The organism is Vibrio sp. Isolate30, from assembly GCF_022397975.1.
GTDB lineage: Bacteria > Pseudomonadota > Gammaproteobacteria > Enterobacterales > Vibrionaceae > Vibrio > Vibrio fortis.
In genome coordinates this window covers 160,591-186,638 of record NZ_JAKEUS010000002.1, presented here as the reverse complement: position 1 = coordinate 186,638, position 26,048 = coordinate 160,591, and the positions used below count along the sequence as shown (strand labels likewise).

General features: G+C 46.2%; 16 protein-coding genes. 6 read left to right on the top strand and 10 right to left on the bottom strand.

Annotation, left to right across the window (positions count from 1 at the left end):
- Positions 1 to 6 precede the first annotated feature (6 nt).
- From cydA to aspS, 6 genes are all read right to left on the bottom strand, one after another.
- Positions 7 to 1,593: a cytochrome ubiquinol oxidase subunit I gene (cydA, locus tag L1D60_RS08035; RefSeq protein WP_239840614.1), complete on the bottom strand. Its 1,587-nt coding sequence runs from the start codon at positions 1,591 to 1,593 to the stop codon at positions 7 to 9.
- A 652-nt stretch (positions 1,594 to 2,245) separates the two neighbouring features.
- On the bottom strand, positions 2,246 to 3,256 hold the full coding sequence (gene ruvB, locus L1D60_RS08030) for a Holliday junction branch migration DNA helicase RuvB (RefSeq protein ID WP_239840613.1): 1,011 nt from the start codon (positions 3,254 to 3,256) through the stop codon (positions 2,246 to 2,248).
- A 120-nt stretch (positions 3,257 to 3,376) separates the two neighbouring features.
- Complete coding sequence (gene ruvA / locus L1D60_RS08025) at positions 3,377 to 3,988, bottom strand: Holliday junction branch migration protein RuvA (RefSeq protein WP_032549415.1); 612 nt, start codon at positions 3,986 to 3,988, stop codon at positions 3,377 to 3,379.
- Between the two features lie 91 nt (positions 3,989 to 4,079).
- Entirely contained in the window at positions 4,080 to 5,540 is a 1,461-nt protein-coding gene (locus L1D60_RS08020) for a methyl-accepting chemotaxis protein (protein ID WP_239840612.1), read from the bottom strand.
- 152 nt (positions 5,541 to 5,692) lie between these two features.
- Positions 5,693 to 6,214 (bottom strand): crossover junction endodeoxyribonuclease RuvC, encoded by a 522-nt coding sequence (gene ruvC, locus L1D60_RS08015; RefSeq protein WP_032549418.1) that lies wholly within the window; start codon positions 6,212 to 6,214, stop codon positions 5,693 to 5,695.
- Positions 6,215 to 6,368: 154 nt separating this feature from the next.
- Positions 6,369 to 8,153 carry an aspartate--tRNA ligase gene (aspS, locus tag L1D60_RS08010; protein WP_239840611.1) on the bottom strand — a complete coding sequence of 595 codons (1,785 nt, stop codon included), beginning with the start codon at positions 8,151 to 8,153 and terminating at the stop codon, positions 6,369 to 6,371.
- Positions 8,154 to 8,459: 306 nt separating this feature from the next.
- Here aspS and L1D60_RS08005 point away from each other — a divergent pair, with 306 nt between their 5' ends.
- The 6 genes from L1D60_RS08005 (at position 8,460) to L1D60_RS07980 (ending at position 14,887) form a co-directional block, all read left to right on the top strand.
- Positions 8,460 to 9,344 (top strand): DUF72 domain-containing protein, encoded by an 885-nt coding sequence (locus L1D60_RS08005; RefSeq protein ID WP_239840983.1) that lies wholly within the window; start codon positions 8,460 to 8,462, stop codon positions 9,342 to 9,344.
- 145 nt (positions 9,345 to 9,489) lie between these two features.
- Positions 9,490 to 10,218: a carboxy-S-adenosyl-L-methionine synthase CmoA gene (gene cmoA, locus L1D60_RS08000; RefSeq protein ID WP_239840610.1), complete on the top strand. Its 729-nt coding sequence runs from the start codon at positions 9,490 to 9,492 to the stop codon at positions 10,216 to 10,218.
- 210 nt (positions 10,219 to 10,428) lie between these two features.
- Positions 10,429 to 11,400 carry a tRNA 5-methoxyuridine(34)/uridine 5-oxyacetic acid(34) synthase CmoB gene (gene cmoB / locus L1D60_RS07995; RefSeq protein WP_239840609.1) on the top strand — a complete coding sequence of 324 codons (972 nt, stop codon included), beginning with the start codon at positions 10,429 to 10,431 and terminating at the stop codon, positions 11,398 to 11,400.
- A gap of 257 nt (positions 11,401 to 11,657) precedes the next feature.
- Positions 11,658 to 12,395 carry a RimK/LysX family protein gene (locus tag L1D60_RS07990; protein ID WP_239840608.1) on the top strand — a complete coding sequence of 246 codons (738 nt, stop codon included), beginning with the start codon at positions 11,658 to 11,660 and terminating at the stop codon, positions 12,393 to 12,395.
- Between the two features lie 17 nt (positions 12,396 to 12,412).
- Positions 12,413 to 13,918: an inactive transglutaminase family protein gene (locus L1D60_RS07985; protein ID WP_239840607.1), complete on the top strand. Its 1,506-nt coding sequence runs from the start codon at positions 12,413 to 12,415 to the stop codon at positions 13,916 to 13,918.
- Between the two features lie 3 nt (positions 13,919 to 13,921).
- The gene (locus L1D60_RS07980) at positions 13,922 to 14,887 is read left to right on the top strand and encodes an alpha-L-glutamate ligase-like protein (protein WP_239840606.1); all 966 of its coding nucleotides are present in this window, start codon (positions 13,922 to 13,924) and stop codon (positions 14,885 to 14,887) included.
- Between the two features lie 151 nt (positions 14,888 to 15,038).
- Here the strand turns inward: L1D60_RS07980 and fdhF are convergent, their stop codons facing one another.
- The 4 genes from fdhF to mukF all read right to left on the bottom strand — a co-directional run bounded on the left by fdhF (position 15,039) and on the right by mukF (position 26,039).
- Positions 15,039 to 19,262 (bottom strand): formate dehydrogenase subunit alpha, encoded by a 4,224-nt coding sequence (gene fdhF / locus L1D60_RS07975; protein ID WP_239840605.1) that lies wholly within the window; start codon positions 19,260 to 19,262, stop codon positions 15,039 to 15,041.
- 243 nt (positions 19,263 to 19,505) lie between these two features.
- A complete protein-coding gene (gene mukB, locus L1D60_RS07970) occupies positions 19,506 to 23,960 on the bottom strand; it encodes a chromosome partition protein MukB (RefSeq protein WP_239840604.1) in 4,455 nt (1,484 codons plus the stop codon).
- Positions 23,957 to 24,721, bottom strand: a complete 765-nt coding sequence (mukE, locus tag L1D60_RS07965) for a chromosome partition protein MukE (RefSeq protein ID WP_239840603.1) — start codon at positions 24,719 to 24,721, stop codon at positions 23,957 to 23,959. Before mukE ends, mukB begins: the two co-directional genes overlap by 4 nt.
- Positions 24,702 to 26,039, bottom strand: coding sequence for a chromosome partition protein MukF (gene mukF, locus L1D60_RS07960; RefSeq protein WP_239840602.1), 1,338 nt, complete (start codon positions 26,037 to 26,039; stop codon positions 24,702 to 24,704). The genes mukE and mukF overlap by 20 nt, the downstream gene beginning before the upstream one ends.
- Positions 26,040 to 26,048 lie beyond the last annotated feature (9 nt).

Below are 26,048 nucleotides of genomic sequence, written 5' to 3'. Positions count from 1 at the left end.
CCTCACTTATACTTCTACTGAACGGCTAACTTTGTCTTCAACAGAGTTGTCGTTTTGTTCGAAGTGGTAACGGCCTGTCTTAAGGCTACTTGGGCCTTTGCGAGCAAATTTAAGCATTAGGTAAACTTCTGCAATCAAGAACACTGTGTACAGTGCAAGGATAGCGAATAGAGAAGTCCACAGCTGTTCAAGAGTTAGTGCAGAAGCAGCAACGTTGGTCGGTAGGATTTCACCTACTGCCCAAGGCTGACGACCGTATTCTGCTACGAACCAACCTGCTTCAATCGCAATCCAAGGAAGTGGGATTGAGAATAGAGCCGCTTTAAGAATCCATGGTTTCTGTTCGATTTTCTGACGACATGTTTGTACAAACGCAGCACCAAATACGAATAGCATGATGAAGCCACACGCAACCATGATACGGAACGACCAGAATAGAGGCCAAACTGTCGGAATAGAATCATCCGCTGCCATTTGGATTTGCTCTTCTGTTGCGTCAACCACGTTCTCTGTGTAGCGCTTAAGAAGTAATCCGTAACCTAGGTCACCTTTCACTTCATCAAATGCTGTCATGTTTTCTTCAGACTTATCGCCTGCACGCAGTTTTTCTAGAAGTTCGTATGCGTACATACCCGTGCGGACACGATCAACGTGTTCATCACGTAGGTCACGTAGGCCTGTTACTTCTTTGTCGAAAGAACGCGTTGCAATGATACCCATTACGTAAGGGATCTTAATTGCGTAGTCAGTGTGCATTGTTTCTTGGTTTGGAATACCAAACACAGTAAATGCTGCTGGTGCTTCTTCTGTGTGCCATTCAGCTTCTACCGCTGCTAGCTTCACTTTCTGAACTTCACCTAGCTCGTAACCTGATTCGTCACCTAGAACGATTACAGATAGAATCGCCGCCATACCAAATGATGCTGCAATCGCAAAAGAACGACGCGCAAAGGCAAGGTCACGACCTTTAAGAATGTAGTATGAGCTGATACCAAGGATGAACATTGCACCCGTTGTGTAACCAGACGCCACTGTGTGTACGAATTTAACTTGCGCTACTGGGTTTAGGACAACTTCAGCGAAGCTCACCATTTCCATACGCATTGTTTCGAAGTTAAATTCAGCACCCACTGGGTTTTGCATCCAGCCGTTAGCAACCAGAATCCATAGCGCTGAGAAGTTAGAGCCTAATGCGACTAACCATGTTACCGCTAAGTGCTGACGCTTTGACAATCTATCCCAACCGAAGAAGAAAAGGCCAACAAAAGTAGACTCTAGGAAGAATGCAACAAGCGCTTCGATAGCTAGCGGAGCACCAAAGATGTCGCCAACATAGTGAGAATAGTAAGACCAGTTAGTACCAAACTGGAACTCCATGGTTAAGCCTGTCGCTACACCAAGGGCAAAGTTAATACCAAACAATTTACCCCAGAACTTGGTCATGTCCTTGTAAATTTGCTTGCCAGTCATTACATAAACAGACTCCATGATGGCAAGTAGGAATGCCATACCTAAAGTCAGTGGAACAAATAAGAAGTGATACATCGCTGTCAATGCAAACTGCAATCGCGACAGATCAACAACATCAATCATGGTAACTCCTTTGTGTCGGCTGAATGACACTTGTGTGATTATTCACCGCAAAAATCCATGTTAAAACAATTAACGTGATTGTTATTACAAGTTGAATTTTGTAGCAAAAACGTACCGTTATAGTTAGATTATTGTTAAGCATGAGCTAATATAGCTGGCGCTAATATTACTGGTAAAATCAGTATGTTTCAAAAGGTTTATAGGAGAACCCTGCGTTGATTTGTATCAAATTTCTACGAGCAATTTAGGGTTATTTTTAACCAATTATGATTAAAATCACACCAATTCTCGGTTTGGTGATAACGACACATGATATCTGTGACATGCCGCTATCACTCACTCAACATTTGAATTACAAATACCCATAAAGTATTAACAAGAAATATGAAGACTTATTTCAATTTTTGTTATCGACGTCAAATTTGAAATCAATGTTTTCATTTTTGAAGTGGCATATCGACAGCTAATATCGATTCGCTCAAAGAGTTGTTATTCTATAAAAAACTAAAAACCCCGGCGCTTATGCAACCAGGGTTTATAAAATGCGATGATTAATTTGCTTACATTTATATTAATGCCGTCACCTTTTCGTCTCGAGTACAAAAGTACTCAAAAATGAGCGACCTCATTTCACGTTTGCAACATCAAAAGACTAACTTGGCTTATCGATACCAAAATGAAGATATGCTCGATCTGTCGCGATTCTTCCTCTTGGAGTACGCTGTAGATAGCCTTGTTGAATCAGATACGGCTCTAATACATCTTCAATAGTGTCACGCTCTTCACCAATGGCTGCCGCCATATTGTCGATACCAACCGGACCGCCACCAAATTTCTCCATGATCGCCAACAGTAGCTTTCTGTCCATGTAGTCAAAGCCCTTGGCATCAACATCGAGCATATTCAGCGCCTTGTCAGCAACATCCGCACAAATATGACCGTTTCCCTTCACTTCAGCAAAATCACGTACACGACGTAGAAGACGGTTAGCAATTCGAGGTGTACCACGAGCACGGCGCGCCACTTCAAGCGCACCCTCAGGGTCCATAGAGAGCCCCAAACAGTCAGCGCTACGTTGAACAATGTTCTGTAGATCGTCCACCTTGTAGTATTCAAGGCGCTGGGTAATACCAAAACGGTCACGTAACGGCGAGGTTAAAGAGCCCGCTCGGGTTGTCGCACCAATTAAAGTAAACGGAGGTAGGTCGATTTTGATCGAGCGAGCCGCAGGGCCCTCACCAATCATAATATCCAACTGGTAATCTTCCATCGCTGGATACAGCACCTCTTCAACCATTGGGCTTAATCGGTGAATCTCATCAATGAAAAGTACATCGTTCTCTTCAAGATTGGTTAGCAGAGCCGCTAAATCACCGGCTTTCTCTAACACAGGACCAGAAGTGGTTCGGATATTCACATCCATTTCGTTAGCCACAATGTTCGCAAGTGTGGTTTTACCCAAGCCCGGTGGACCAAAAATCAATAGATGGTCTAGCGCTTCATTACGCAATTGCGCAGCTTTGATGAAGATCTCCATCTGATCACGTACGTGATCTTGACCCTGGTAATCCGATAACGCTTTTGGTCTTATCGCACGGTCGATGACGTCTTCATCTTTGAATACTGGGTTATCCGGCGCTATTAGGCGATCCGCTTCAATCATAGGTCATTCCAACTTAAGAGTGACGAGCTCTTACTCTATTTAATTTTGTATTTCACTCTCCAATATTTAGCCTAAAGCTAAGCATTGTGAAGTGTTGTTTATCTAAATAACTATATCGACTTAGACCATCGATTTCAGTGCTTCACGAATCAGCTGCTCACTTGTCATGCCATCTTTCGCAATTTGTGACACAACTTTCGATGCTTGAGTCGGTTTATAGCCTAGAGCCAGAAGCGCGCTTACTGCCTCTTCCTCTGCATCGTGTGCATTCGGTGTTGAGTCGATAGGAGCTGCATCCGTTGCTGGAGTAAACAGGTCACCGGCACCCCAACCTTTAAGTCGGTCTTTCATTTCAACAACCAAACGTTCTGCGGTTTTCTTACCCACGCCCGGCAGTTTAACCAGCGTTGAAATGTCTTCTCGCTCTACACTTTGAACAAACTGACTTGCTGTCATACCCGAAAGGATACCGAGGCCAAGTTTAGGGCCAACGCCATTTGCCTTAATAACTTCACGGAAAAGAGCACGCTCTTTAACGGTGTTAAAACCATAAAGTAGCTGGGCATCTTCACGCACAACAAAGTGAGTATAGATAATCGCTTCTTCGCCTACTGCAGGTAGTTCATAGAAACAACTCATTGGCATTTGTACTTCATAGCCAACGCCACTCACTTCAATTAATAATTCTGGTGGCTGTTTTTCAATTAAAATACCGCGAAGACGTCCGATCACAACTTACTCTCTTGATGGAAAATTATTTGATGGACAGAATATAAAAGAACTGGATGCTTATCCAGTTCTTTCTATTTGATTGAGGAATTAATTAGGCGTGTTTGGCGTTTGAGACGGCGCTGTTCAGACTTGTGACTAATTGCTTAACAAGATCGACTTGCTGATTCAGTTGTATACCGTTTGACGCGACTTGCCCAGATACGGTTTTGGTCTCTGCGACACTCTTTGCCACTTCGGTACTCGCCTGATCAAGCTCATGCAAAGATCCCATCTGCATGGTCATAATGTCAGTTAACTGATTAACGTCTGAAGAGATGGTCTGAACCTCGGAAATAATGCCATTCATTTCAGCTTCCGTGGTTTCAATGATGGTTCGCCCGTGCTCAACTTCTTCCTTACTACGATCAAGCAGTGTTCGGATCTCAATCGCTGAGTGACTACTCTTGGCTGATAGCTCACGTACTTGATCAGCCACCACAGCAAAGCCTCTGCCCTGCTCTCCTGCTCTCGCCGCTTCTATCGCAGCATTGAGTGCCAGTAGATTGGTCTGTTCGGCCACTGACGTAATAAGATCGGCGACTTTCATGATCTCTTGGTTACTTTGAATAATCTGGCTGATGGCATTGGTCGACGCCTCCAAAGACTCAGAACTTTTCTGGGCTTTGACTCCCACCGCTTCGCTGCGTTCTTTAAGCTCATTCACAAACGAATTGGACTCTTCTAACCCTTCCGTCATTTGGTGCAGTTGTTGGCTCATCTGTTCGGCAGCACTGGCCTGTGATTCACAGTTCATATTGAGCACTTCTACCTGTGAATGGAGGTCATTCGATTGTTGATCGAGTTGAACAGAAACGCCTTGTAAACTCTGTGAGTTTGTATTTGCTTGCTCCAGTACCACGGACAATTGCGCCTCGCTCTGCGTTGCCTGCGCTGCCACACTTTGGCTCTGAGTACGCGCTAATTCCGCTTGTTCAATCGCAATCTCTTTTTGCTTTGCGGTAAAGGCTTGAGCAATACAAATCACGACTAAAGGCATTACGACGCCAGACCATGTCTCTACAACCATAGCCTGTTCGTTCAAAGCAATATTTGGAAATACTGCGCCGTTAAGGTGCATAGAAGTCATCACTACTGCGACGCCTATCACCAAAGCACTCCATGTAAGAGCAATGATTCGAGTGCCCGATAAGAAGAAAGCGACCACCAGCAAGGGAACCCAATAAGCCTGAGTAGAGTCCACTACCCCACCACTCTGGTAGATGATATTTAGTGCGTGAACCGCCATACCAACAAAACCGAAATTGAGAGCCAAAATTGGATTTTTCGACAGTTTCAAGACAACAGCAGAAACCAGTTCAAGAACAATGAGGAAAATAGAGGTTGCAATCAGCAGTTGCTCGCCATGCTTGCTCCACTTAATCAGGCTATACAGCCCAACGATAAACGCAATGAAAGTAAACAGTAATAAAATGTCCGCTTGTCGCGACTCACTACTTCCCCAATGATGAGTTTTGGGTAGAAAGAGCGATCGCCACCATGTAATTGGGTTCATCGATAATCATCCTTGATTGACTTGTAAGACCTCCGACCAATGTTAGTTAAATGTTAAATAGAATGCGAATCTATTTAACAAAAACTGTTTTTGAAGTCTCATTTCATATCAAAAATAAGTGATTGATGGCGATTCGATTGTAGGAGAAGGAGTTAGCGGTAACGACCACGTCTCGCGGTGGTGGCTTTACCTGCGAGCGCAATGAGTGTTTTGTTGGTATTAGCGTGACAGATCGCCACACCCAATGCATCGGCAGCATCCGCTTGTGGCTTGGCTGGAAGCTTGAGCATACTCATCACCATATTCTGAACCAATGATTTATCTGCGCCGCCATTGCCTGTTACCGCTTGCTTGATTAAACGCGCTGCGTACTCGTGTACAGGAAGATCTGCATTCACAGCCGCCACAATCGCGCTACCACGAGCCTGACCGAGCTTAAGAGCCGAGTCTGCATTTTTCGCCATAAACACCTGCTCTATCGCAAACACGTCTGGCTGAAACTGAGTGATGATCTCACTCACCCCCGCATAAATTTGCTTCAAGCGACCTGGAAGCTCTTTTTCTGACATACGAATACAGCCACTACCTAGATATTGTAGGTGACGGCCGTTTTGACGAATAACACCATAACCAGTGATACGAGAGCCGGGATCAATCCCAAGAATAATAGACATAACTTAAAATACTGATTATTTATACATACTTTTATTTATGAGCTTAGTATATAGAAGCATAAAAAAAATGCCCGTTAAATTAACGGGCATTTCAATTTACATAAACAAAAAGTCACTCAAAAGAAAGAGTCATTTAAAGCAAAGTAGAATTTGCTTATTCAGCTGATTCTTCTTTCTTCTCAGCAGCTTTAACCGCGATTGCTAGCTCTTCAAGCGCAGCTGGGTTAGCTAAGCTTGGAGCGTCTGTTAGTAGACAAGAAGCGTTCGTTGTTTTCGGGAATGCGATAACGTCACGAATGTTCTCAGTACCACATAGCAGCATCACTAGGCGGTCAAGACCGAATGCTAGACCTGCATGCGGTGGAGTACCGAACTTAAGCGCGTCTAGTAGGAAGCCAAACTTAGCTTGTTGCTCGTCTGCTTCGATACCTAGGATATCGAATACTGCAGATTGCATTTCAGCGTTGTGGATACGCACAGAACCGCCGCCCACTTCGTAGCCGTTCAGAACCATATCGTATGCGTTTGAGTTAGCAGCCGCTGGGTTCGCTTTTAGCTCTTCCGCAGTCACACCTAGAGGCGATGTGAATGGGTGGTGCATTGCGTGTAGGTTACCTTCGTCGTCTTCTTCGAACATTGGGAAATCAACAACCCATAGCGGAGCCCATGCAGACTCGTCTGTTAGTTCTAGGTCTGTACCCAGTTTCAGACGTAGTGCACCCATTGCTTCAGACACTGTGTTTGCTTTGTCAGCACCGAATAGGATGATGTCGCCAGTCTCAGCACCAGTGCGCTCAAGAATTCCGTTGATCACTTCTTCGTTTAGGAACTTAGCAACTGGAGATTGGATACCTTCCATGCCAGCAGCGCGGTCGTTAACCTTCATCCATGCTAGACCTTTCGCACCGTAGATACCAACGAACTCACCGTAGCTGTCAATCTGCTTACGAGTCAGCTTAGCGCCACCTGGTACTCGGATCACTGCAACGCGACCTTTCTCGTCGTTTGCAGGGCCAGAGAATACTTTGAACTCAACGTCTTTCACTAGGTCAGCAACGTCAACTAGCTCTAGTGGGTTACGTAGGTCTGGCTTGTCAGAACCGAAACGACGCATCGCTTCAGAGAATGGCATAATTGGGAACTCGCCTAGATCTACATCTAGAAGCTCTTGCCACATGTTACGAACCATCTTCTCAGTTGTTGCACGTACTTCTTCCGCGCTCATGAACGATGTTTCGATATCGATTTGAGTGAATTCTGGTTGACGGTCAGCACGCAAGTCTTCATCACGGAAACACTTAACGATTTGGTAGTAACGGTCAAAACCAGACATCATTAGCAGCTGTTTGAATAGCTGTGGAGACTGAGGAAGTGCGTAGAACGAACCTTTATGAACACGGCTAGGTACTAGGTAGTCACGTGCACCTTCTGGTGTCGCTTTCGTTAATACAGGTGTTTCGATATCTAGGAAACCGTTGTCATCTAGGAAACGGCGAACAAAGCTAGACGCTTTAGCACGTAGCTTGATGCGGTCGCTCATCTCTGGACGACGTAGGTCTAGGTAACGGTACTTTAGACGCTGCTCTTCTGAGTTCTTCTGGTTGAAGTCTAGTGGCAGAACGTCAGCACGGTTGATGATTTCAAGGCCTTTAGCGATGATCTCAACTTCACCCGTTGCCATGTCTTTGTTTACTTGGCTGTCTGGACGAACGCGTACTTCACCCGTTAGTTTGATACAGAATTCATTACGAAGTGTGTTAGCTACTTCGTACGCATCTGCCATATCTGGGTCTACAACTACCTGAACGATACCTTCACGATCTCGCATATCGATGAAAATAAGACCGCCCAAATCACGACGACGGTTTACCCAGCCGCAAAGTTCTACAGTTTGTCCCGCCAGGGACTTGTTCAGGTTACCACAGTAATGGGTACGCATAATGAATTTCCCAATCTCTTAATAATTACTAATTTCTATGCTGTAACTAGACCAAATCTAATTACAATTCAAAGATCCATTTATACGCGGAAACTTGTCTAAAATCGACCTTTCCCACGCCTATTTGTTGTGTTTTATTCAGCTTTGACGCTTTATAGCTCACGAAACAGCCAAAGCGGCACAAATCTCGAACAAATATTCATCAACACTGAAAAAATTGCGCTAATTATATATTGAAAGTACCCAAGTCAGCAAAAGTCTCGTAGAGTGTTTTTGACTCAAACAACCAAAGCACTTTTAGATACCATGACAAGACTACCTTTAAGACTCGGACTGACTATGTGGTCGCACTCAGAGTGGCAGAGCCAATTCTATGGAAAAGGAACCAAACCAGCTGAAAGGCTAGAGAAATATTGTCATGTTTTTCATACTGTTGAAGGCAATACTACCTTTTACGCAACACCTTCTATCACCACTGTAAACAACTGGCGCAGCGCAAGTCACGATGATTTTCGATTTACGTTTAAGTTGCCTAAATTCATTACTCATCAGCAACAGTTGAGGCATTGTCAAGCAGAGCTAAAAGAGTTCCTGCAAATCATGTCTCCACTGCACGAACGAATAGGTCAATGGACGATTCAACTGCCCCATCAATTTGAGCCAGAATCACTGCCCGCACTGCAACAATTTTGTAAGCTTTTCCCCAAAGAGATGAAGCTTGGTGTGGAAGTGCGTCACCTTGGATTTTTTGATAAAGGCGACGACGAAAAGCGCTTTAATCAATGGTTGGTCGAAGAAAACATCAACCGCATTATTATGGACAGTCGCCCTGTGTTTGCCGCAGCTCCAACCACAGAAGCGATCATTGATGCGCACAAGAAGAAGCCTCGCGTACCCGTTCATGCCATTGCGACATCTGATAACCCTATGATTCGTTTTATCGGTCAACACGACGAGCAACCTAACCTTGCATTCTTCAAACCTTGGTTATCTAAGCTACCCACATGGATTGCGGAAGGAAAACAGCCCTATTTGATGATTCATACGCCTGACAACGACCATGCCCCTGAACTGGCAGCGACGATATACCAACAACTCATCGAACAGAGTCACCAGCTCCATAACATCGAGTTGCCAGCACTCTCCGAATTCCCAGCCAGCAAAGGCGATACACAAATCAGCATGTTCTAACTCACTTCAGCTAAGAGGTTTGCTCCGTTGCTTCATAGTGAAACCTGAGTTTTCGTGACACAGTGACATTTTTTACGTAAAATACGCCCCCTTTTATTTAGCACGCTAAATCGCGCTAATTTGCTGACTGTCGAGAGAGAACGTTATGAGCAACAAAGACACTATCTTTTCCGCTCCTATTGATAAAATTGGTGATTTCACCTTTGACGCAAGGGTTGCTGAAGTATTCCCAGATATGATCCAACGCTCCGTTCCTGGCTACAGCAACATCATTTCGGCGATCGGCATGATGGCAGAGCGTTTCGTTAAACCGCATTCAAACATCTATGACTTAGGTTGCTCTTTGGGTGCAGCGACACTGTCTATGCGTCGTCATATTCAGCAAGAAGGTTGCACTATCTACGCAGTAGACAACTCCGAAGCCATGGTAGAGCGTTGTAAGCTTCATGTTAATGCTTACCGCAGCGATACTCCGGTCGAAGTTATCGAAGCGGATATTCGTGAAATCGACATTACTGACGCATCAGTGGTTGTACTCAACTTTACGCTGCAGTTTTTGTCTCCAGAAGATCGCTTTGCGCTGCTTGAAAAGATTTATGCAGGCCTTCGTCCAGGTGGCGTGCTTATTTTGTCTGAAAAGTATGTATTCGAAGATGAAAATGCCAACGAGCTACTCATTGACTTGCACCATGACTTTAAGCGAGCAAATGGTTACAGCGAGCTAGAAGTGAGCCAAAAACGCAGTGCCATCGAGAATGTCATGCGTCCAGACTCTATTAAAACCCACAAAGAGCGTTTTGATAAGATTGGTTTCTCTAGCCACGAAGTTTGGTTCCAATGCTTTAACTTCGGCTCAATGTTTGCGGTTAAATAGTTGTCTATTTGGCGCTACAATTTTGAAAGCACAACACAAATAACTCGTATCAAAGCGTCATCCTCAAGAGCGAGGAACGAGCGAGTTGGGGATCTCAAACCCGATACGATATAACCGAGATTCCCTATCATGTTCGTCCCTCATTGTAGGGAATGACGAATTTAATTTTTACTTTAGGGTTATCGACCCTAATTAACTCAGTGAAAAACTATGTTTAATTTTGCCAATTTTTATCAACTCATTGCTCAAGATACGCGCCTGCAACCTTGGCTGAATATTCTTCCTCAACAGTTAACGGATTGGCAAAATGCAGAACATGGTGATTTCGACCGCTGGGTTCGAGCTTTAAATAAGATCCCACAAGGTGCACCGGATCAAGTTGACCTTAAGAACTCTGTAACGCTGACGAACGATACTCCTTTTCATGAAGGAGAACTGAAGAAGTTGGAAAACCTGCTGAAAACATTCCACCCATGGCGTAAAGGTCCATACACCGTCCACGGCATTCACATTGATACAGAGTGGCGCAGTGACTGGAAGTGGGATCGTGTTCTTCCACACATCACACCATTGAAAAACCGCTCAGTTCTCGATGTTGGTTGCGGTAATGGCTACCACATGTGGCGTATGTTGGGCGAAGGTGCTCGACTAACTGTAGGTATCGATCCTTCACATCTGTTTCTGATTCAGTTCGAAGCGATTCGTAAGCTAATGGGTGACGATCAACGTGCACATTTACTGCCACTCGGTATTGAACAACTACCAAAACTGGAAGCGTTCGATACGGTATTTAGCATGGGTGTGTTATATCACCGTCGCTCTCCTCTTGATCACCTAATCCAGCTGAAAGATCAGCTTGTTTCAGGCGGCGAGCTGGTGCTTGAAACTCTGGTTATCGAAGGCGATGAAAATGCAGTGCTAGTGCCAGTTGACCGTTATGCACAAATGCGCAACGTGTACTTCTTCCCGTCTGCTCGTGCTCTAAAACGCTGGCTCGAGCAAGTGGGCTTCAAAGATGTGCGTATTGTCGACGAAAACGTAACCACAGTAGGCGAACAACGCACAACCGAGTGGATGACTCATAACTCACTGCCTGACTACTTGGATCCGAATGACCCAAGCAAAACGGTTGAGGGGCATCCTGCACCACGTCGTGCCGTTCTAGTTGCAACAAAACCATAAGCGTTTTGGTTACGACGCGAGCATAAGCGTTGAAAAAGCCAAGACGCTGACAAGCATTTGACGAAAGCAGCCTAGAGGTCGGATAAAATCCACTGCATGCTCAATGAATGAGCTATTTCGTCGAATGATAATTGGCGCTTGGCTCACATAGCCTGTCAATATGACCGGACGCTAACATAAGGATGCTTCACGCATCCTTTTTTGTGGGCTAAACTATTCAATAGTCTGAACTATTTTCTAATTTCAAAGGTTTTTATATGTTTAAGCGATTATCGCCTATTCTGGCGGTTGGTTTGCTCTCTGGCTGTACTCTCACTAATGGCGCGGCTTATCATCAGGAAACTCTGGATGCTATCGCAAAATCAGAGACAAACATCGCAAATAAAGTTCAAAACTTAGAGCTTCAACTTAGTAATCAAAGTGACTACATCGAGAGTCTAGAAGAAGAAATCATTGCCCTGTCCAATGAAGTTGAAGTCCACCTCACTACCCTCGAAAAACAACAAGTCGAAGAGATCGAAGAGGAAGAAGTGGTTGTCACTAAAGCCCCTGCTATTTCAAATGATCAGCAAACCATTCTTGGTGCCATTGAAAAAGTGACGATTGAATCGATTAAACAGAAGTTCGATGCACGCGTTGATACTGGCGCGACAACGTCATCATTGAATGCGGTTGATATCAAAGAATTCGAACGCAATGGCAAGAACTGGGTGAAATTTCACTTAGCCGATAAGTCGCAACCTGCAGAAGAACAAAAGTGGATTGAAGCACCCGTTGTACGCTACGTGAAGATTCGCCAATCGACCAGTGACGAGACAGAACGTCGAGCTGTGATCGAATTATGGGTGAAAGTTGGAAAAATCCATGAAAAAGCGCAATTTACATTGGCGGATCGCTCTCAAATGAGTCACCCTGTATTACTAGGGCGAGAGTTCATTAAAGATATCGCTCTAGTGGATGTAAGTAAAAAGTACGTACAAACGGAAGATAAATAACAATAGTAGGGTAAGCTATGACGTCAAGAATCCCATTTTATATTTCGATCGTGCTACTCATCGTAGCCGGCATTGCATTGAGTGTATTCAGACACACGACCTATGGCGTGCCATGGACGCCAGGGGAAACCAGACAAGTGTGGGACGTTGAGGCTCGAATCGAGTTCAACGCAATGGATCAAGAAGCGAAAGTTTCACTGGCCGCACCTCACACACAATCAAATTACACGCTCATCGGAGAGTCTGCATCTTCACCTGGTTACGGTATCTCTTACGTAAATACTGATACAGGTCGCCGCGCAGAATGGTCTATCCGCCATGCAAGTGGCGCACAAACCATTTACTACAAAACCCAATTTCTCGTTGATCCTCAAGCTCAGGTGAACGCCGTTCCGCCAGAAGGCGAAGTCGCCACGCCAAGCTTCGATGGCCCAGAAGAAGCGGCAGCAAAAGCCCTTATCGACCGCGCAACACAGCGCTCAGCAGACAACCTGACCTTTACTCGTGAGCTTATCAAAACGCTTAACGATCCAGACAGTCAAAACTCAGCACTTATCTTAAACAACATGAACAAAGTGGAAGCAGCACACAAGCTACTTTCTTTTGCCGAAATCCATAACAAAGTTGTTGGTGTTATCGAGTTAGAAGACGGTCGTCGTCGCCAATCTATCCAACATATGATTCAAGTTTGGGATAAAAACCAGTGGGTACTTTTCTCTCCTGAATCTAGCCAACAACAAGTTCAACCAAACCTTTTGATCTGGGATGAATCGAACGTATCACTGCTTGATGTTGTCGGTGGACAAAACAGTAAAGTTCACTTCTCTATGATTGCTCAAGAGGTGTCTCCAACTGAAGCCACCAACAGCAAGATTTCAGCTGACCAACTACTAAACCTATCGATTCATAGCTTGCCACTGGAAGAACAAGCGATGTTTAAGACCATCATGCTGATTCCAATTGGTGCGCTTATCGTTGTGTTCTTGCGTGTTATCGTCGGTTTGAAGACATCAGGTACCTTCATGCCAGTACTGATTGCAGTAGCTTTCGTACAGACGCAACTGGTAACAGGTATCGTCGGTTTCCTACTGATCGTTGGTACGGGTCTGGTGATTCGTAGTTATCTATCCAAACTCAACCTACTTCTGGTTGCGCGGATATCAGCGGTGATCATCACCGTAATCATGATTATCTCCGTCTTTACGGTTGTTGCATTCAAGGTTGGTTTGACTGAAGGCCTATCCATTACGTTCTTCCCAATGATCATCCTTTCTTGGACTATCGAACGTATGTCTATCCTTTGGGAAGAAGAAGGCGCGAAAGAGGTTGTGTTGCAAGGTGGTGGTTCACTATTAACCGCAGTGCTCGTTTACTTAGCAATGACAAACCCATTCATTCAGCACTTAACGTTTAACTTTATTGGTCTACAACTTATTGTCCTAGGCGGCATCTTACTACTAGGTACTTACACAGGTTACCGCTTAACTGAGCTACGTCGCTTTAAACCGCTAGCGGAGGATTAAGTTATGTTTGAACAGTTTACATCGCCGTTTAAGTTGAAAGACAAAGGCATCATGGGGATGAACAAGCGTAACCATAGCTACATTGGTCGCTATAATGATCGCTCCAAATACCCTTTGGTGGATGACAAGCTAAAAACCAAAATCATCGCTGAGCAAGCAGGCGCCACTGTACCAAAACTGATCGGTGTCATTGGCCACCAAGCTGAGGTGAAAACCATTCACAAGATGGTGGAGAACTGGCCTGGTTTTGTAATCAAACCTGCGCAAGGCAGTGGCGGTAAAGGTATCTTGGTTATCACCTCTCATAAAGATGGTGTTTATACCAAACCGTCCGGCTCAACGATCGGCAAAGAAGACGTTGAACGCCACATCAGTAACGCACTGGCGGGTCTGTTCTCGCTCGGTGGTAAAAACGATGTAGCGGTAGTTGAGAACTTAATTAAGTTCGACAGTTGCTTTGATGGCTTCAGTTACGAAGGTGTGCCTGACGTACGTATTATCGTATTCAAGGGCTACCCTGTAATGGCCATGATGCGTCTATCAACATCTGCTTCAGATGGTAAAGCTAACCTTCACCAAGGCGCAGTAGGCGTAGGCATTGATATTGCCACCGGTAAGGCCGTGCGAGCCGTTCAGTTTGACCAACCCGTCACTCACCATCCAGATACCGGCAAAGAGCTTGCTCTACTGCAAGTACCGCACTGGGAGAAACTTCTAACCCTAGCATCAAGCGCTTGGGAGATGACGGGCCTTGGTTACATGGGTACTGACATGGTACTTGATGAAGAAGAAGGCCCAATGGTACTTGAGCTCAATGCTCGCCCGGGATTAGCGATTCAAATTGCTAACGGTGCAGGGTTATTGCCACGTCTTCATCATATTGAAAACCTAGGCACACCTGCGGAGTACCCAAAACCGGCAGAGCGTGTTGCATACGCAGCTAAGCAGTTTGGTGTACACACTGAATAGGGCTAGCCATAGGTATTAGTGACATCGACGCTTGTACCATTAATAAAACGAAAGCCGCATAGTCTGACTATGCGGCTTTTTTGTACTTGGTAGCGTTTTTCTTCGAAACCTTTTGCTTTGTTACTAGCGCATTTTCACGTAGTTTCAATTACTACGCAGAAACACTTTGCTCTTCGACGATTGGAACAATATTCACTGCAGCAACTTTAAACTCAGGGATTTTTGCATGGGGATCGGTTGCTGTTGTTGTGAGTCGGTTCACTGGTGACTCGACAAAGTGAAACGGAATGAACACCACGCCCTTTTGCATACGCTTGGTTACAAACGCTGCGATCTCTATTTCTCCACGACGAGTCGACACCTTAAGCATCTGTCCGTTCGTGATGCCTAATGCTTCTGCATCATGCACGCTCACCATAGCCCTTGGGCCTGCTAGATTATCCAATCCTTTGGTTTTGCGAGTCATAGTCCCAGTATGGAACTGCTCAAGGATACGCCCTGTCGTCAGTACCAATGGATACTCTTCATCTGGTAGCTCAGCCGCGTATCTAAATGGAATCGCCTCCATCTGCCCTCGCCCACGCGTAAATTGGGTCTGGTGCATAATACGGGTGCCATCTGGATTGTTTTTGTTACTTGGCCATTGAACACCATTTAGGGTGATGTTTTCCCAGCGTAAGCCGCCATATTGAGGAGTAACGCGGGCTATTTCATTGGTAATGTCCGCGACCGTTTGATAACGCCAGTCACTTCCCATCGCATTCGCAATCATCTGAATGATCGCCCAATCTTCTTTTGCTTCACCGGGAGGCATTACCGCAGGGTTGATACGCTGAACACGACGTTCAGTGTTGGTAAAATGCCCAGACTTTTCAGCAAACGAACATGACGGTAGCACCACATCTGCATATTGAGCAGTTTCCGTTAGGAAGATATCTTGCACAACTAAGAAATCGAGCGCTTCAAGCCCCTCAATCACGTGCGCTTGGTTCGGGTCACTCAGTACAGGATTTTCACCCATCACATACAACCCACGCACCTCTCGCTTACACGCACCGTCGATGATTTCCGTTAGAGTCAGGCCACTCTCAGCAGGCAACTCAGCGACTTCCCATTCCATCTCAAATTTCTTGCGAACCAGTGGATTGTAGACCTTTTGATACCCAGGTAGATTGTTGGGCAAAGCGCCCATATCACAAGCACCTTGTACATTAGATTGACCACGCAGTGGGTTGATACCGCCACCTTCAATACCGATGTTTCCGCACAATAATTGCAGGTTAGCGATCGAACGAACATTATCATGCCCTGTCGTGTGCTGAGTTATCCCCATAGAGTAATAAACTGCGGTGCGCTCAGCTGTCCCGATTAATCGTGCCATTGCGAAAATGTCTTCCGCTTTGACACCGGTGACTAACTCTACCTTATCAAGGGAATAACTCGGTGACATAACCTCTTGCAGTAAGGTATCGAAGCCATCGACACGTTCTTCAATATATTCTTGATCGTACCAACCGTGTTTAATGATCTGCTGCATGACACCGTTGAGTAACATCACGTCGGTACCCGGCCTATGCGCTAGGTAAAGTTCAGCATGGTCCGCAATATCAATACGTTTCGGATCCGCTACGATCAGGCGCGCGCCCCCATGCCTTACGGCTTGTTTGATATGCGATCCAATGATTGGGTGCGCTGCTGTGGTATCGGAACCGATAATAAAGATAACATCTGAATGCTTGATACTTGGAATGTCATTGGTCATCGCACCGCTGCCCAGAGAAGCTTCTAGCCCCGTCACCGTCGAGGCGTGACAAAGCCGAGCACAGTGATCGACGTTGTTAGTACCAAGTTCACGTCTGATAAACTTCTGGAAGGCGTAATTATCTTCGTTGGTGGTTTTAGCAGAGGAGAAACCAGCAAGTGCCTGACTGCCCACCCCATGTTTAATAGCAGAGAATTTATCCGCTACCAATTTGATGGCCTCTTCCCAACTGGCGGGCTGTAACCACCCGTCCTTACGAATTAAAGGTGTGGTTAAGCGCTCATCACTGCCCACAAAATCAAATCCGAAGCGACCTTTGACACACAGCATGCCCTCATTGACTGGCGAATTAGCACCTTCGACATAACGAATCCTATTCGCCGATTCATCCACATGCATCGTTAGCTTACAACCCACGCCGCAATAGGTGCAGATGGTATCCACTTTCTTCAAGTTATCCGCAGAGCCTTGTTGCTTGTAGCGGGCATCGACCATGGCTCCCGTTGGGCATGCTTGAACACATGCGCCACATTGAACACAGTTAGAGTCGCCCATTAAGGTCTGATTGGGGCCGAAATTTGGTCTAAGCTCTGGACGTGAAACCGGCTTGCCATTTTCGGCATTCATGAAGCTGAGTACACCGTGAACATTTTGCTCACGACACGCTTGGATGCATTGACCACAACTGATGCAGCGATTGGCGTCAAAAACAATAAACTCCGAGCTCGCATCCACTTCATATTTATGTCTTGGTTCACAGGCACTGTTTTGTTTGGCTTTGACCGCTTGCCAAACCGCATCGTCACACACATCAAGCTTGTATTCAGGGAAAGATTGAACGGCTTGATATTCCGTCGCGTAGTCTCGCAGGTCACATTGGCTGTTAGCTTGGCAGCCACACTCCAAACAGCGCTTAGCCTCTTCAATCGCATCAAGATTACTGAAACCCAACTCCACTTCATCAAAGCTCTGCTCTCGTTGCGCTGTGCTGAGTTCTGGCATGATCTTGCGAGCCACACGCGCAATGGCTTGATACTGTTCGCGCTCAACCTGTTTTAGTTGTTTCTCTTTCCGTGAATTAAAAGGTTTCACTGGTATTTGAGACATGGTGCCATCAAAGTATCGGTCTATCGCCTCCGCAACAATCCGGCCATCGCCAACCGCTTCAACCGCTGTCGCTGGGCCTCTTCTAAAATCACCAATACTAAAGATGTTACCAATCCCCGTATGCATGGTGTCAGGATCCGCGTCCGCCGTATTCCAGCGAGTAAGTGGAATCTCTAATGACTCGTTATCCATAAAGCTCAAATCAGGCTTTTGAGAGACTGCCGCAATTACGGTATCAAATGCTTCTGTGAAAAACTCTCCGGTTGCTTTTGGGCTACGTCGCCCTGATGCATCTGGTGGACCTAACTCCATTCGTTCCAAGCGTATCGCGTTTACACGACCACTTTCATCGGCAATGTTTTCGGCCGGATTGGTCAAGAAATGGAACTTAACGCCTTCATGCTCCGCTTCTTCAATTTCATAATCTTCAGCGGGCATTTCATCACGTGTACGGCGGTAGATTAGCGTTGTGTCCGCACCGGCTCTAACTGCGGTTCTCGCGCAATCAATCGCGGTGTTACCACCACCGATTACAGCGACCTTTTTGCCCGTGGTATAGGTTTGTTCCGTGACGAAATCTTTAAGGTAATCGACACCCAGATAACAGCCCTCTAAGTCACTGCCGACGTAGTTCATCTCGACAGCACTAGAAGCGCCAACCGCCAAACAAACGGCATCGAAGTCTTGCGACAGGCTCGTGAGTGAAAAATCAACGCCAAGTTTTTTATTGCACTCAATAGCCATACCATTACGACACATGAGTTCTATTTCTTGGTCGAGAATAGATTTAGGTAAGCGATATTCGGGGATTCCATAACGCAGCCACCCACCCGCTTTCGGCATCGACTCATAGACCACTACATCGTAGCCTTCATTGGCAAGATAATACCCTGCGGTGAGTCCACCGGGTCCTCCACCTACAACGGCTACACGCTTTCCATTCATCGGTTTTTTCGGCGGTATATAGCTTTGCTGCGCCTCTAAGTCGATATCGGCGGCGTGTCTCTTTAGCTGACGTATGGCGATTGAATCATCAACAAGGTTACGTCGGCACTCTGTCTCACAAAAGGCAGGACACACTCGACCGATAGACAGCGGCATGGGTAAGGTTTGTTTGATCACTTCAACCGCTTTTATAGGGTCGTTTTGTGCAATATGGTGGAGATACGATTGGATATCGACACCGGCTGGACATGCAGTTTGGCAAGGCGCTTCACAATCAGCATAGTGATCTGACATGATTCGATTGAGCGCTCGATGACGATGTTGTGTTAGCTGTGGGGATTGAGTAGCCACCGTTAGCCCATTATAAACTTCAAGCTCACACGCACGCTTGGTTCCGCCACTTTCCACTTCCACGACACAGAGGTCACAGGGAATTTTATCGCCCGAACGATTAAGACCACACAATGAAGGGATCTCAACGCCACAGGTGTTCGCCGCTTCCAGCACCGTCTGTCCTTGTTCGACGATACGGTACTTCCCATCAATCACAATCTGAATCATAGCGAGCCTTCCTTACACAGCATCTAAAACCAACAATTAAGTGATACAATATTATTAATATTTCATCAGCGTTACTATTACCATACATTAATTGTGGTTTTGTGCGTGTGACCTCAAACTCGTTCCATTGAGATTAACCATAAAGTATGAAGGGATTTTGTCAGGAATACTTTCAGGTACAAAAAAGCCCCTTCGGAAAGGGGCTTATTGAGATCGGTTTACGATTCGCTATCAATTGAATCGTTAAGCTTCTTCTATCAGCTCTTGAACTGGCGATTCAGTGCGGTTTTGTGCAAAACCACGCAGACCAACTACGTGTACATGTTCGTGGTCTTTAAATACCTTACGAACCAGTTTGTAGGTTGTGCCTTTTTCTGGGCTGATATTTTCAGGAGCTGCAATCAGCAACTGCATACCAAGACGATCACAAAGCTCGAATAGCGTTGAGATAGACTTCGCATCCAGACGCGCTGCCTCATCCAAGAACAGTAGACGACATGGAATAATGTCTTTACTGCGCAGGCGACGTGACTCTTCTTCCCAGCTCTGAACAACCATCAATAGGATAGATTGACCAGTACCGATCGCTTCACCGGTTGATAGTGCACCTGACTCTGCTTGTAACCAACCATCGGAACCACGGTTAACTTCAACACTTAGTTCAAGGTAGTTACGGTAGTCAAGCAACTCTTCGCCTAAAACTTGCGGTGAGCGTTGACCCATATCGATATGAGGGTTTACGCGCTGGAACAGCTTCGCCATCGCCTCTGAGAAGGTAAAGCGTGTGCTTTCAAACAGATCTTTGTGCTGCTCCTGCTGAGCGGCAAGACCCGTTAGCAAGATCTCGTGACTTTCACGGATCTTCACATTCAAACGTACACCCTTAACCTGACCAAAGTAGATGTTCGATAGGCCTTGGTTTAGCATACGAATACGGTTCTGCTCACGCTGGATCGTCTTCTTAATGATGCTCGCTACCGATTCAGAACTGATCGCTAGACGATTTTCACGCTGTGTCAGCTCTTCTGTTAGTCGTGCCAGTTCGACTTCCATCTCTTCGATCGCTTCTACTGGATCGTCGGTATGGATGATGTCTTGGCGAATACGCTCACGAAGGTGCTGGTAAACCGCAATGTAGAACAGAACTTTACGCTCTGGGTGTGCGTTATCTTCCGATAGACGCAGTGCATCACGCAGGTCGTCATTATCAGCAACCGCCAAACGCAGTGCACCCAAAGATTTATCCGACATTGAACGCAGCTCACCCGCTGATAGGTAAGCCAGTTCACGCTTGTGCAGACGACGCTCAACATCGTTTTCACGAGCCAAACGCAGTACTGAACACCAACCTGCTTTTGCTGCAACCACAAAGGTACGAAGCTCGGTGTACTCTTTCTGTACTTTCTTCAAACGTTTTGCCAGAGACTTCATCTCAAGCTCAGTTGAGGTAATCGTGCGTTCGTATTCACTCTTACGGCTGCGCGACGTATGCAAACGCTCTTGCAGTTCATCACGACGACGAACAGCGCGCTCTTGTGCACCTTCATCGGCATTCACACCGTACTCTTGAAGCTCTTGCTTGAACTCTTGAACCGTTTCCAGTTTCGCTTGGTGTGAACTCTTCAGAGCCGCCAATACTTGGTTGTATTGGTTCATCTGCTCGCGCGCTTGCTTCAAGCCATCACGGCCTTTAGTACGCGCTTGCTCAGCTTGAACCAGTTTCGCTTTAAGCTGCTTGCTCAGTTCGCTGCTCTTGTTCAGTAGATCAACCGAATCTGAGTAAGCAAAGTAGTGACGACGTTCAATCAGATCAGACAGCGCAAATACTTTCGCTTTCAGGGCTTGCAGTGCTTGGTCCGCTTGCTTGTATTCTGCTTCTAGAGCATCAAACTGCTCTGGGTCAGCATCCAACGCACTTACAATATGCTCTAGGCTTTGCAGTGCTTTGCCGTGATTATTCAGGTACGATTTTGCTTCACCAAGACGTTCAAGCTGCGCTTCCAGTTCAGCTAAGCGCTCGACTAATGTTTCGTCTTCAAGAATACGAACCATCGGCGCTAGCTTATCAAGAGCTGCTAACGCTTGTTTGCTTTGCGTCAGCTGGCTACGTTGCTGTTGCTCTTTTGCATCCAGTTCAGCAAGTGCTCGAACAACTTGGTTGCGCTTATCGCGTACTGAAGCCAATGCTTGCTCAGGGTCTGCGTTAAACGCAACGTGTAAGTGTTTTGCCACAAACGTATTGAACGCTTGGTATAGGCGATTAAGCTTTTGTGAATCGAACGCAGCTTTAGCATGGTTCTCAACCACGACATCACGCTCTTCACGCAACTTCTCTAGACGCTGTTCACGCGCCGCACGACCAAACAAAGGAATGTCTGGGAAACGTGAGTAACGCATTTGGCGATCATTTAACTGAACGCACACTGCGCCTTCTAGTTCATCAGCATTAAATGAGCTGTCGTCGAATGCATCAACGTCACCCTCAAGGATGTATAGATCTTCAGGACAATCTTCTAAGTCCACCAGCTTCTCTTTGATGCCGTCAAGATCAGACACCACAATAGCGTGACGAGCTGGACCGTACATTGCACTGAAGTACGGTGCGTCATCGATCGTGATGTCATCGTAGATCTCAGATAGAAGTACGCCACCTAGAGTATCCGCCAGACCTTTTAGACGAGGATCGTTTGAACCACCAGGAGAAGCAAGGCGCTCAATTTCTAGTTCAAGTTCACCACGACGCTTCGCCAATTGATCTTTGGCGACAGACTGCGCTTTTTCATCTTCAAGCACTTGCTGCATTTGCGTCATAACTGCTTGGCTATCTTCTAGCTCAGCGTCCGTTTGCTCACGCAAGCTGTCGAGTGCATCATTTGCCGTGATCCACGCAGGTGCAATTGCTTCAAGCTTTTGAATCTCTTGGTCGTGATTCTGCTGCACGCGGCGCTTTTCACTCTTCGCTTCACGCAATTCTTCTTGAGCGTACTCAAGGGTTTCGATCTGCATTGCATGACGCTCGCGCTCTTCTTCAAAGATCGCTTCGTCGTTAAGCTGAGTGTTGTGCTGCTTCTGGTACTCTTCGGCTAGCTCTTTAGCTTGACGCTGCTGTGCAACATCACGAGCCATATCGCGGTGCTGTGCTCGCCATTGCTGTTCATTTTCAACAACGTGTTTCGCGTTACGACCTTTATCAAGTGCTTGTTTAGCCACTTGTGACGCTTCGCTACGCTCAACGGTGCCAACAATGCTCTTAACGAGAGATAGCGCTTTTTCGAACTGAGCAGACGCTGCTGATGACATATCCAGCTTGTGCTTGGTTGCTAGCAGATGTTGCGTGCTCTGCTCTTCTTGCGCTTTAAGATCCGAAACGAGCGTCAATGCGCCTTCCGCGGTAATAGATTCATCATCCAAAAGCTGCTTGGTTTTCTCTAACGCTTGTACCGCTTGCTGGTACTGCAATGCGCGAGTTTGCTGAACATCGAGGGCTTGTTGGTAATCAGCAAGCTGAGTTTTCAGGCTATCCACTTCTTCTTCAGTAATGGTTGCCTGCTCTTCAGCAAGAAGAACACGCTCTTGAGCTTCTTCAACAACCATCATCTGTTCTTCAAGGCGTTCGCTTAACTCTTCAAGATCTTCGCTGTAGCGCTCAATCTTCTCTTGTTGACGAAGCGCTGTTTGCACAAGTTGTAGATGGTCTGAAGCCGCTTGGTAGTCTTGTTCAAGAGAAGATTCTTGCTCAACCAGCAGCTCTAGTTCTTCTTGAACGCGATTAAGCAGGTTGTTCTGCTCAAGTAGCGTTTCACGCGAACCAAACAGCTCACCACGCAGCTTCATCGTTTGATCAAGCTTATTGCGACGATCGTTCGCATGGCGCATGTAGTCTGCTGCTACGTAGTTGGTCGACTCGGTGATCAAGTGTTTGAACAAGTCACGATCCGACTGAGTCGTCTTGATCGCTTCCAGTGTCATGCGGTTTTCGCGTAGCGCCGATTCCATATCTTGGAAGGCTTTCTTAACCCCACCATTTTGTGGCAATAGGTAGTCACGTAGAGAACGCGTGATCGCACTGGAGATACCACCGTAAAGTGATGCTTCAATCAAACGGTAGAATTTAGAACGGTCACCACTGTTACGCAGTTTCTTCGGCACTACGCCGAATTCAAACATCTGCGCGTGGTAATCCACAATAGAAGAGAACGCTTTAAAGTGCGCACCTTCGTACTGAGCAACTGCCGCTTTTACATCATTAAGCTGACACACACGTGCGTGGCTGTCTGATACGTTCTCGATCAGTACATCCGTTGGCTTAACGTGGCTAGGCAGGCCTTGAATCAAGAACGGCTTGATGTCTACTTTCTTGTCACGGCCCGCTACTTGTTGAAGCTTTACCGCGAACAATAGACGCTGGTTACGTGAGTTAACCACATCAAGAGCGGCATAACATGCGCCCGGCTGTAGCTTACCGTAAAGACCTTTGTCACGTGATGACTGAGAGCTACCCGCTTCCGTTGTGTTACGGAAGTGAAGCAGTGTTTGGTCTGGGATCAGTGCCGTAATAAATGCGGCCATCGTGGTCGACTTACCTGCACCGTTACCGCCAGAAAGCGTTGTAACCAATCCATCAATATCAAAAGTACGTGCGAAGAAGCCGTTCCAGTTGACCATGGTTAATGATTGATATTTACCTCTTTCAATCATGCTTCACCTTCTTCTTTAATCTGTTCGTTGCTAAGCATTTCGTCGCCGAAAATATCTTGTTGAGCATCTTGTTCTGTCTCTTCTTGCTCTTCATTTAGCAAGCTGCCTTGGTTTGGCTCTTGAGTATGAACAACCGCTTCACCATCACGAATTAGTCGCAATTGTGCTTCGCGCATATCATCACCAACGCGTACATCAGCACCGAAACGGAACACCGCTTCACTGATACGGAACTTACCCGTTTCACCGATGGAGATAAGCATACCGATACGGCGCAGACGACGCAGAGACGTTCTTACTTTTTCGAAAAGTTTCTCTTTATCTAAATCAGAGCCAGAAGCACGGTTGGTTGCCAGCTTCATCAGTTTCTTTTCATCAGCAAGTGCCATCAACTCTTCGAATAGCTCTTGATTAGTGAAGATACCTTCGTGAGCAAGACGCTCTGGGCTCAAGTAAAGGAAACACAGTACTTTACCCACCAGCATATCGAGCTCTGATAGTACGCTTCGGCCAATCAAAGAGGTCGAACGAGGACGCAGATAGAAGAAGCCTTCAGGGGCCTTTACCAGCTCAGTGTTGTAGCGCTGGTAAAACTGTTGAAGTTCCAGTTCGAAATCCGACAACAGTGCGTGATTATCTAGGTCTTCTGTTGAAATGTGCTTACCCGAACGCAGCATGCTATCAAGCGCTGGGAACAGTGGGTTCGCAATCGCTTTTACCAGTTTCTCTGGCATGTAATCATCAGTACTTGTTAATGACATTTGCTTGTACCTTTGCGCCGAAATCGTTGATTGCCTGCCAATCAGGCTGAATCGCCTGATAGTCAGACTCTGAGTAACCTAAGCGCACCGCTTGGTCGACAACAATTCTGGCTAAATCAAAATGGTGTGTGCGAGGGTGTTCTGCAAGGTAATCTCGCAGTACTAGGCCAAGGTCGATTGGCGTCCCTTGCTGTTTGTGAACTTTCAACATCTCCGCAATTTTATCTGAGAGATAGTCGTTCACTTGTTCAAATTCTTCATACTCAACATCGAGTGGTGCTTGACCCATTACCTCGTCGTCACGAAGCACTAACGCTTCATCACGTAGGTCCGTCAACTTCTCAGCATCGGCATAGGTTAATAGCCATGGCGCGTCAAAGTAGTCGGTCACCGATTGGCGCAGTCGTTGACTAAACGCTCGGTTTTTATCCATGTCGATCGCAGTACGAATGAACTTATGTACGTGGCGATCGTAACCAATCCAGAGGTCAATCGCTTGTTGGCCCCAGCTTGTGATTCGGTCTAGCTTCATTTGTAGACCAAATAGGGTTTCGCCAACGAACTCTAGCTCGTCGTCGCCATAAACAATCTCTTGGATATCAAGAATCTGTGTTTGCAGCTCATCACCCGCGGCTTGCAGCGTATCTTGAAGTTCTTTCAACGTCGCTGAAGTTTCAGACAATAATGCTTCACAGTTATTGATCGCTTCGCGCCAATCTTTGTTAAGAAGGTCGGCAATTTGCTGTTTAACTGTTTGCTGCTGTTCGTCCATCACACGTTGGTTAAGGTCAATTTGATCGAAAATCTCACCAACTGAGTATTTAAGGACGCCGTATACGTTCTTACGCCAGTGCCCCGGCGTTCCGCCTTTTTGTGCGGCTTCAATAGCTTTCGCCATCTCGTCAGCAACCATCGATAGTTGAATCGATAGTTTTAACTTAGAGAATTGACGGTGACGTAGATAATAATCTGAAATACCAATTGCGAGCGGCGATAGACGATAAATGCTCGCACCATCGGTGATCTCACTGGTAAAACGGCTAATCAATTTCTGTTTTACCAGTTCATTGATTGCATTGTTTGCGCGAAACGCTGAGGCTTCGCCGGTATCTTCGAACAGACGAGTGACAATGGTAAATGCATCGTGCAATTCACCCTCACCTAACTCTTCATCGAACCTTTCGTTGCTTAGTACTGCGATAGCAATTAGAAATGCCAATCGCTCAGGCGGCAAGTTTAATGAAAAATCATGCTGCTTGACCCAGCCCACCAACTCATCAATTGGCTGCTCTTCGGCAGTTTGAGTCATTTCACTCATTGTGGTTCC

What these genes read in the sequence shown, in the direction of transcription:
- L1D60_RS07985 (WP_239840607.1), top strand. Translation starts at nt 12,413, where the DNA reads ATGACGTCAAGAATCCCATTTTATATTTCGATCGTGCTACTCATCGTA.
- mukF (WP_239840602.1), bottom strand. Translation starts at nt 26,039, where the DNA reads ATGAGTGAAATGACTCAAACTGCCGAAGAGCAGCCAATTGATGAGTTG.
- mukB (WP_239840604.1), bottom strand. Translation starts at nt 23,960, where the DNA reads ATGATTGAAAGAGGTAAATATCAATCATTAACCATGGTCAACTGGAAC.
- fdhF (WP_239840605.1), bottom strand. Translation starts at nt 19,262, where the DNA reads ATGATTCAGATTGTGATTGATGGGAAGTACCGTATCGTCGAACAAGGA.
- L1D60_RS07990 (WP_239840608.1), top strand. Translation starts at nt 11,658, where the DNA reads ATGTTTAAGCGATTATCGCCTATTCTGGCGGTTGGTTTGCTCTCTGGC.
- L1D60_RS08005 (WP_239840983.1), top strand. Translation starts at nt 8,460, where the DNA reads ATGACAAGACTACCTTTAAGACTCGGACTGACTATGTGGTCGCACTCA.
- aspS (WP_239840611.1), bottom strand. Translation starts at nt 8,153, where the DNA reads ATGCGTACCCATTACTGTGGTAACCTGAACAAGTCCCTGGCGGGACAA.
- mukE (WP_239840603.1), bottom strand. Translation starts at nt 24,721, where the DNA reads ATGTCATTAACAAGTACTGATGATTACATGCCAGAGAAACTGGTAAAA.
- cydA (WP_239840614.1), bottom strand. Translation starts at nt 1,593, where the DNA reads ATGATTGATGTTGTTGATCTGTCGCGATTGCAGTTTGCATTGACAGCG.
- L1D60_RS07980 (WP_239840606.1), top strand. Translation starts at nt 13,922, where the DNA reads ATGTTTGAACAGTTTACATCGCCGTTTAAGTTGAAAGACAAAGGCATC.
- cmoA (WP_239840610.1), top strand. Translation starts at nt 9,490, where the DNA reads ATGAGCAACAAAGACACTATCTTTTCCGCTCCTATTGATAAAATTGGT.
- ruvB (WP_239840613.1), bottom strand. Translation starts at nt 3,256, where the DNA reads ATGATTGAAGCGGATCGCCTAATAGCGCCGGATAACCCAGTATTCAAA.
- L1D60_RS08020 (WP_239840612.1), bottom strand. Translation starts at nt 5,540, where the DNA reads ATGAACCCAATTACATGGTGGCGATCGCTCTTTCTACCCAAAACTCAT.
- ruvC (WP_032549418.1), bottom strand. Translation starts at nt 6,214, where the DNA reads ATGTCTATTATTCTTGGGATTGATCCCGGCTCTCGTATCACTGGTTAT.
- cmoB (WP_239840609.1), top strand. Translation starts at nt 10,429, where the DNA reads ATGTTTAATTTTGCCAATTTTTATCAACTCATTGCTCAAGATACGCGC.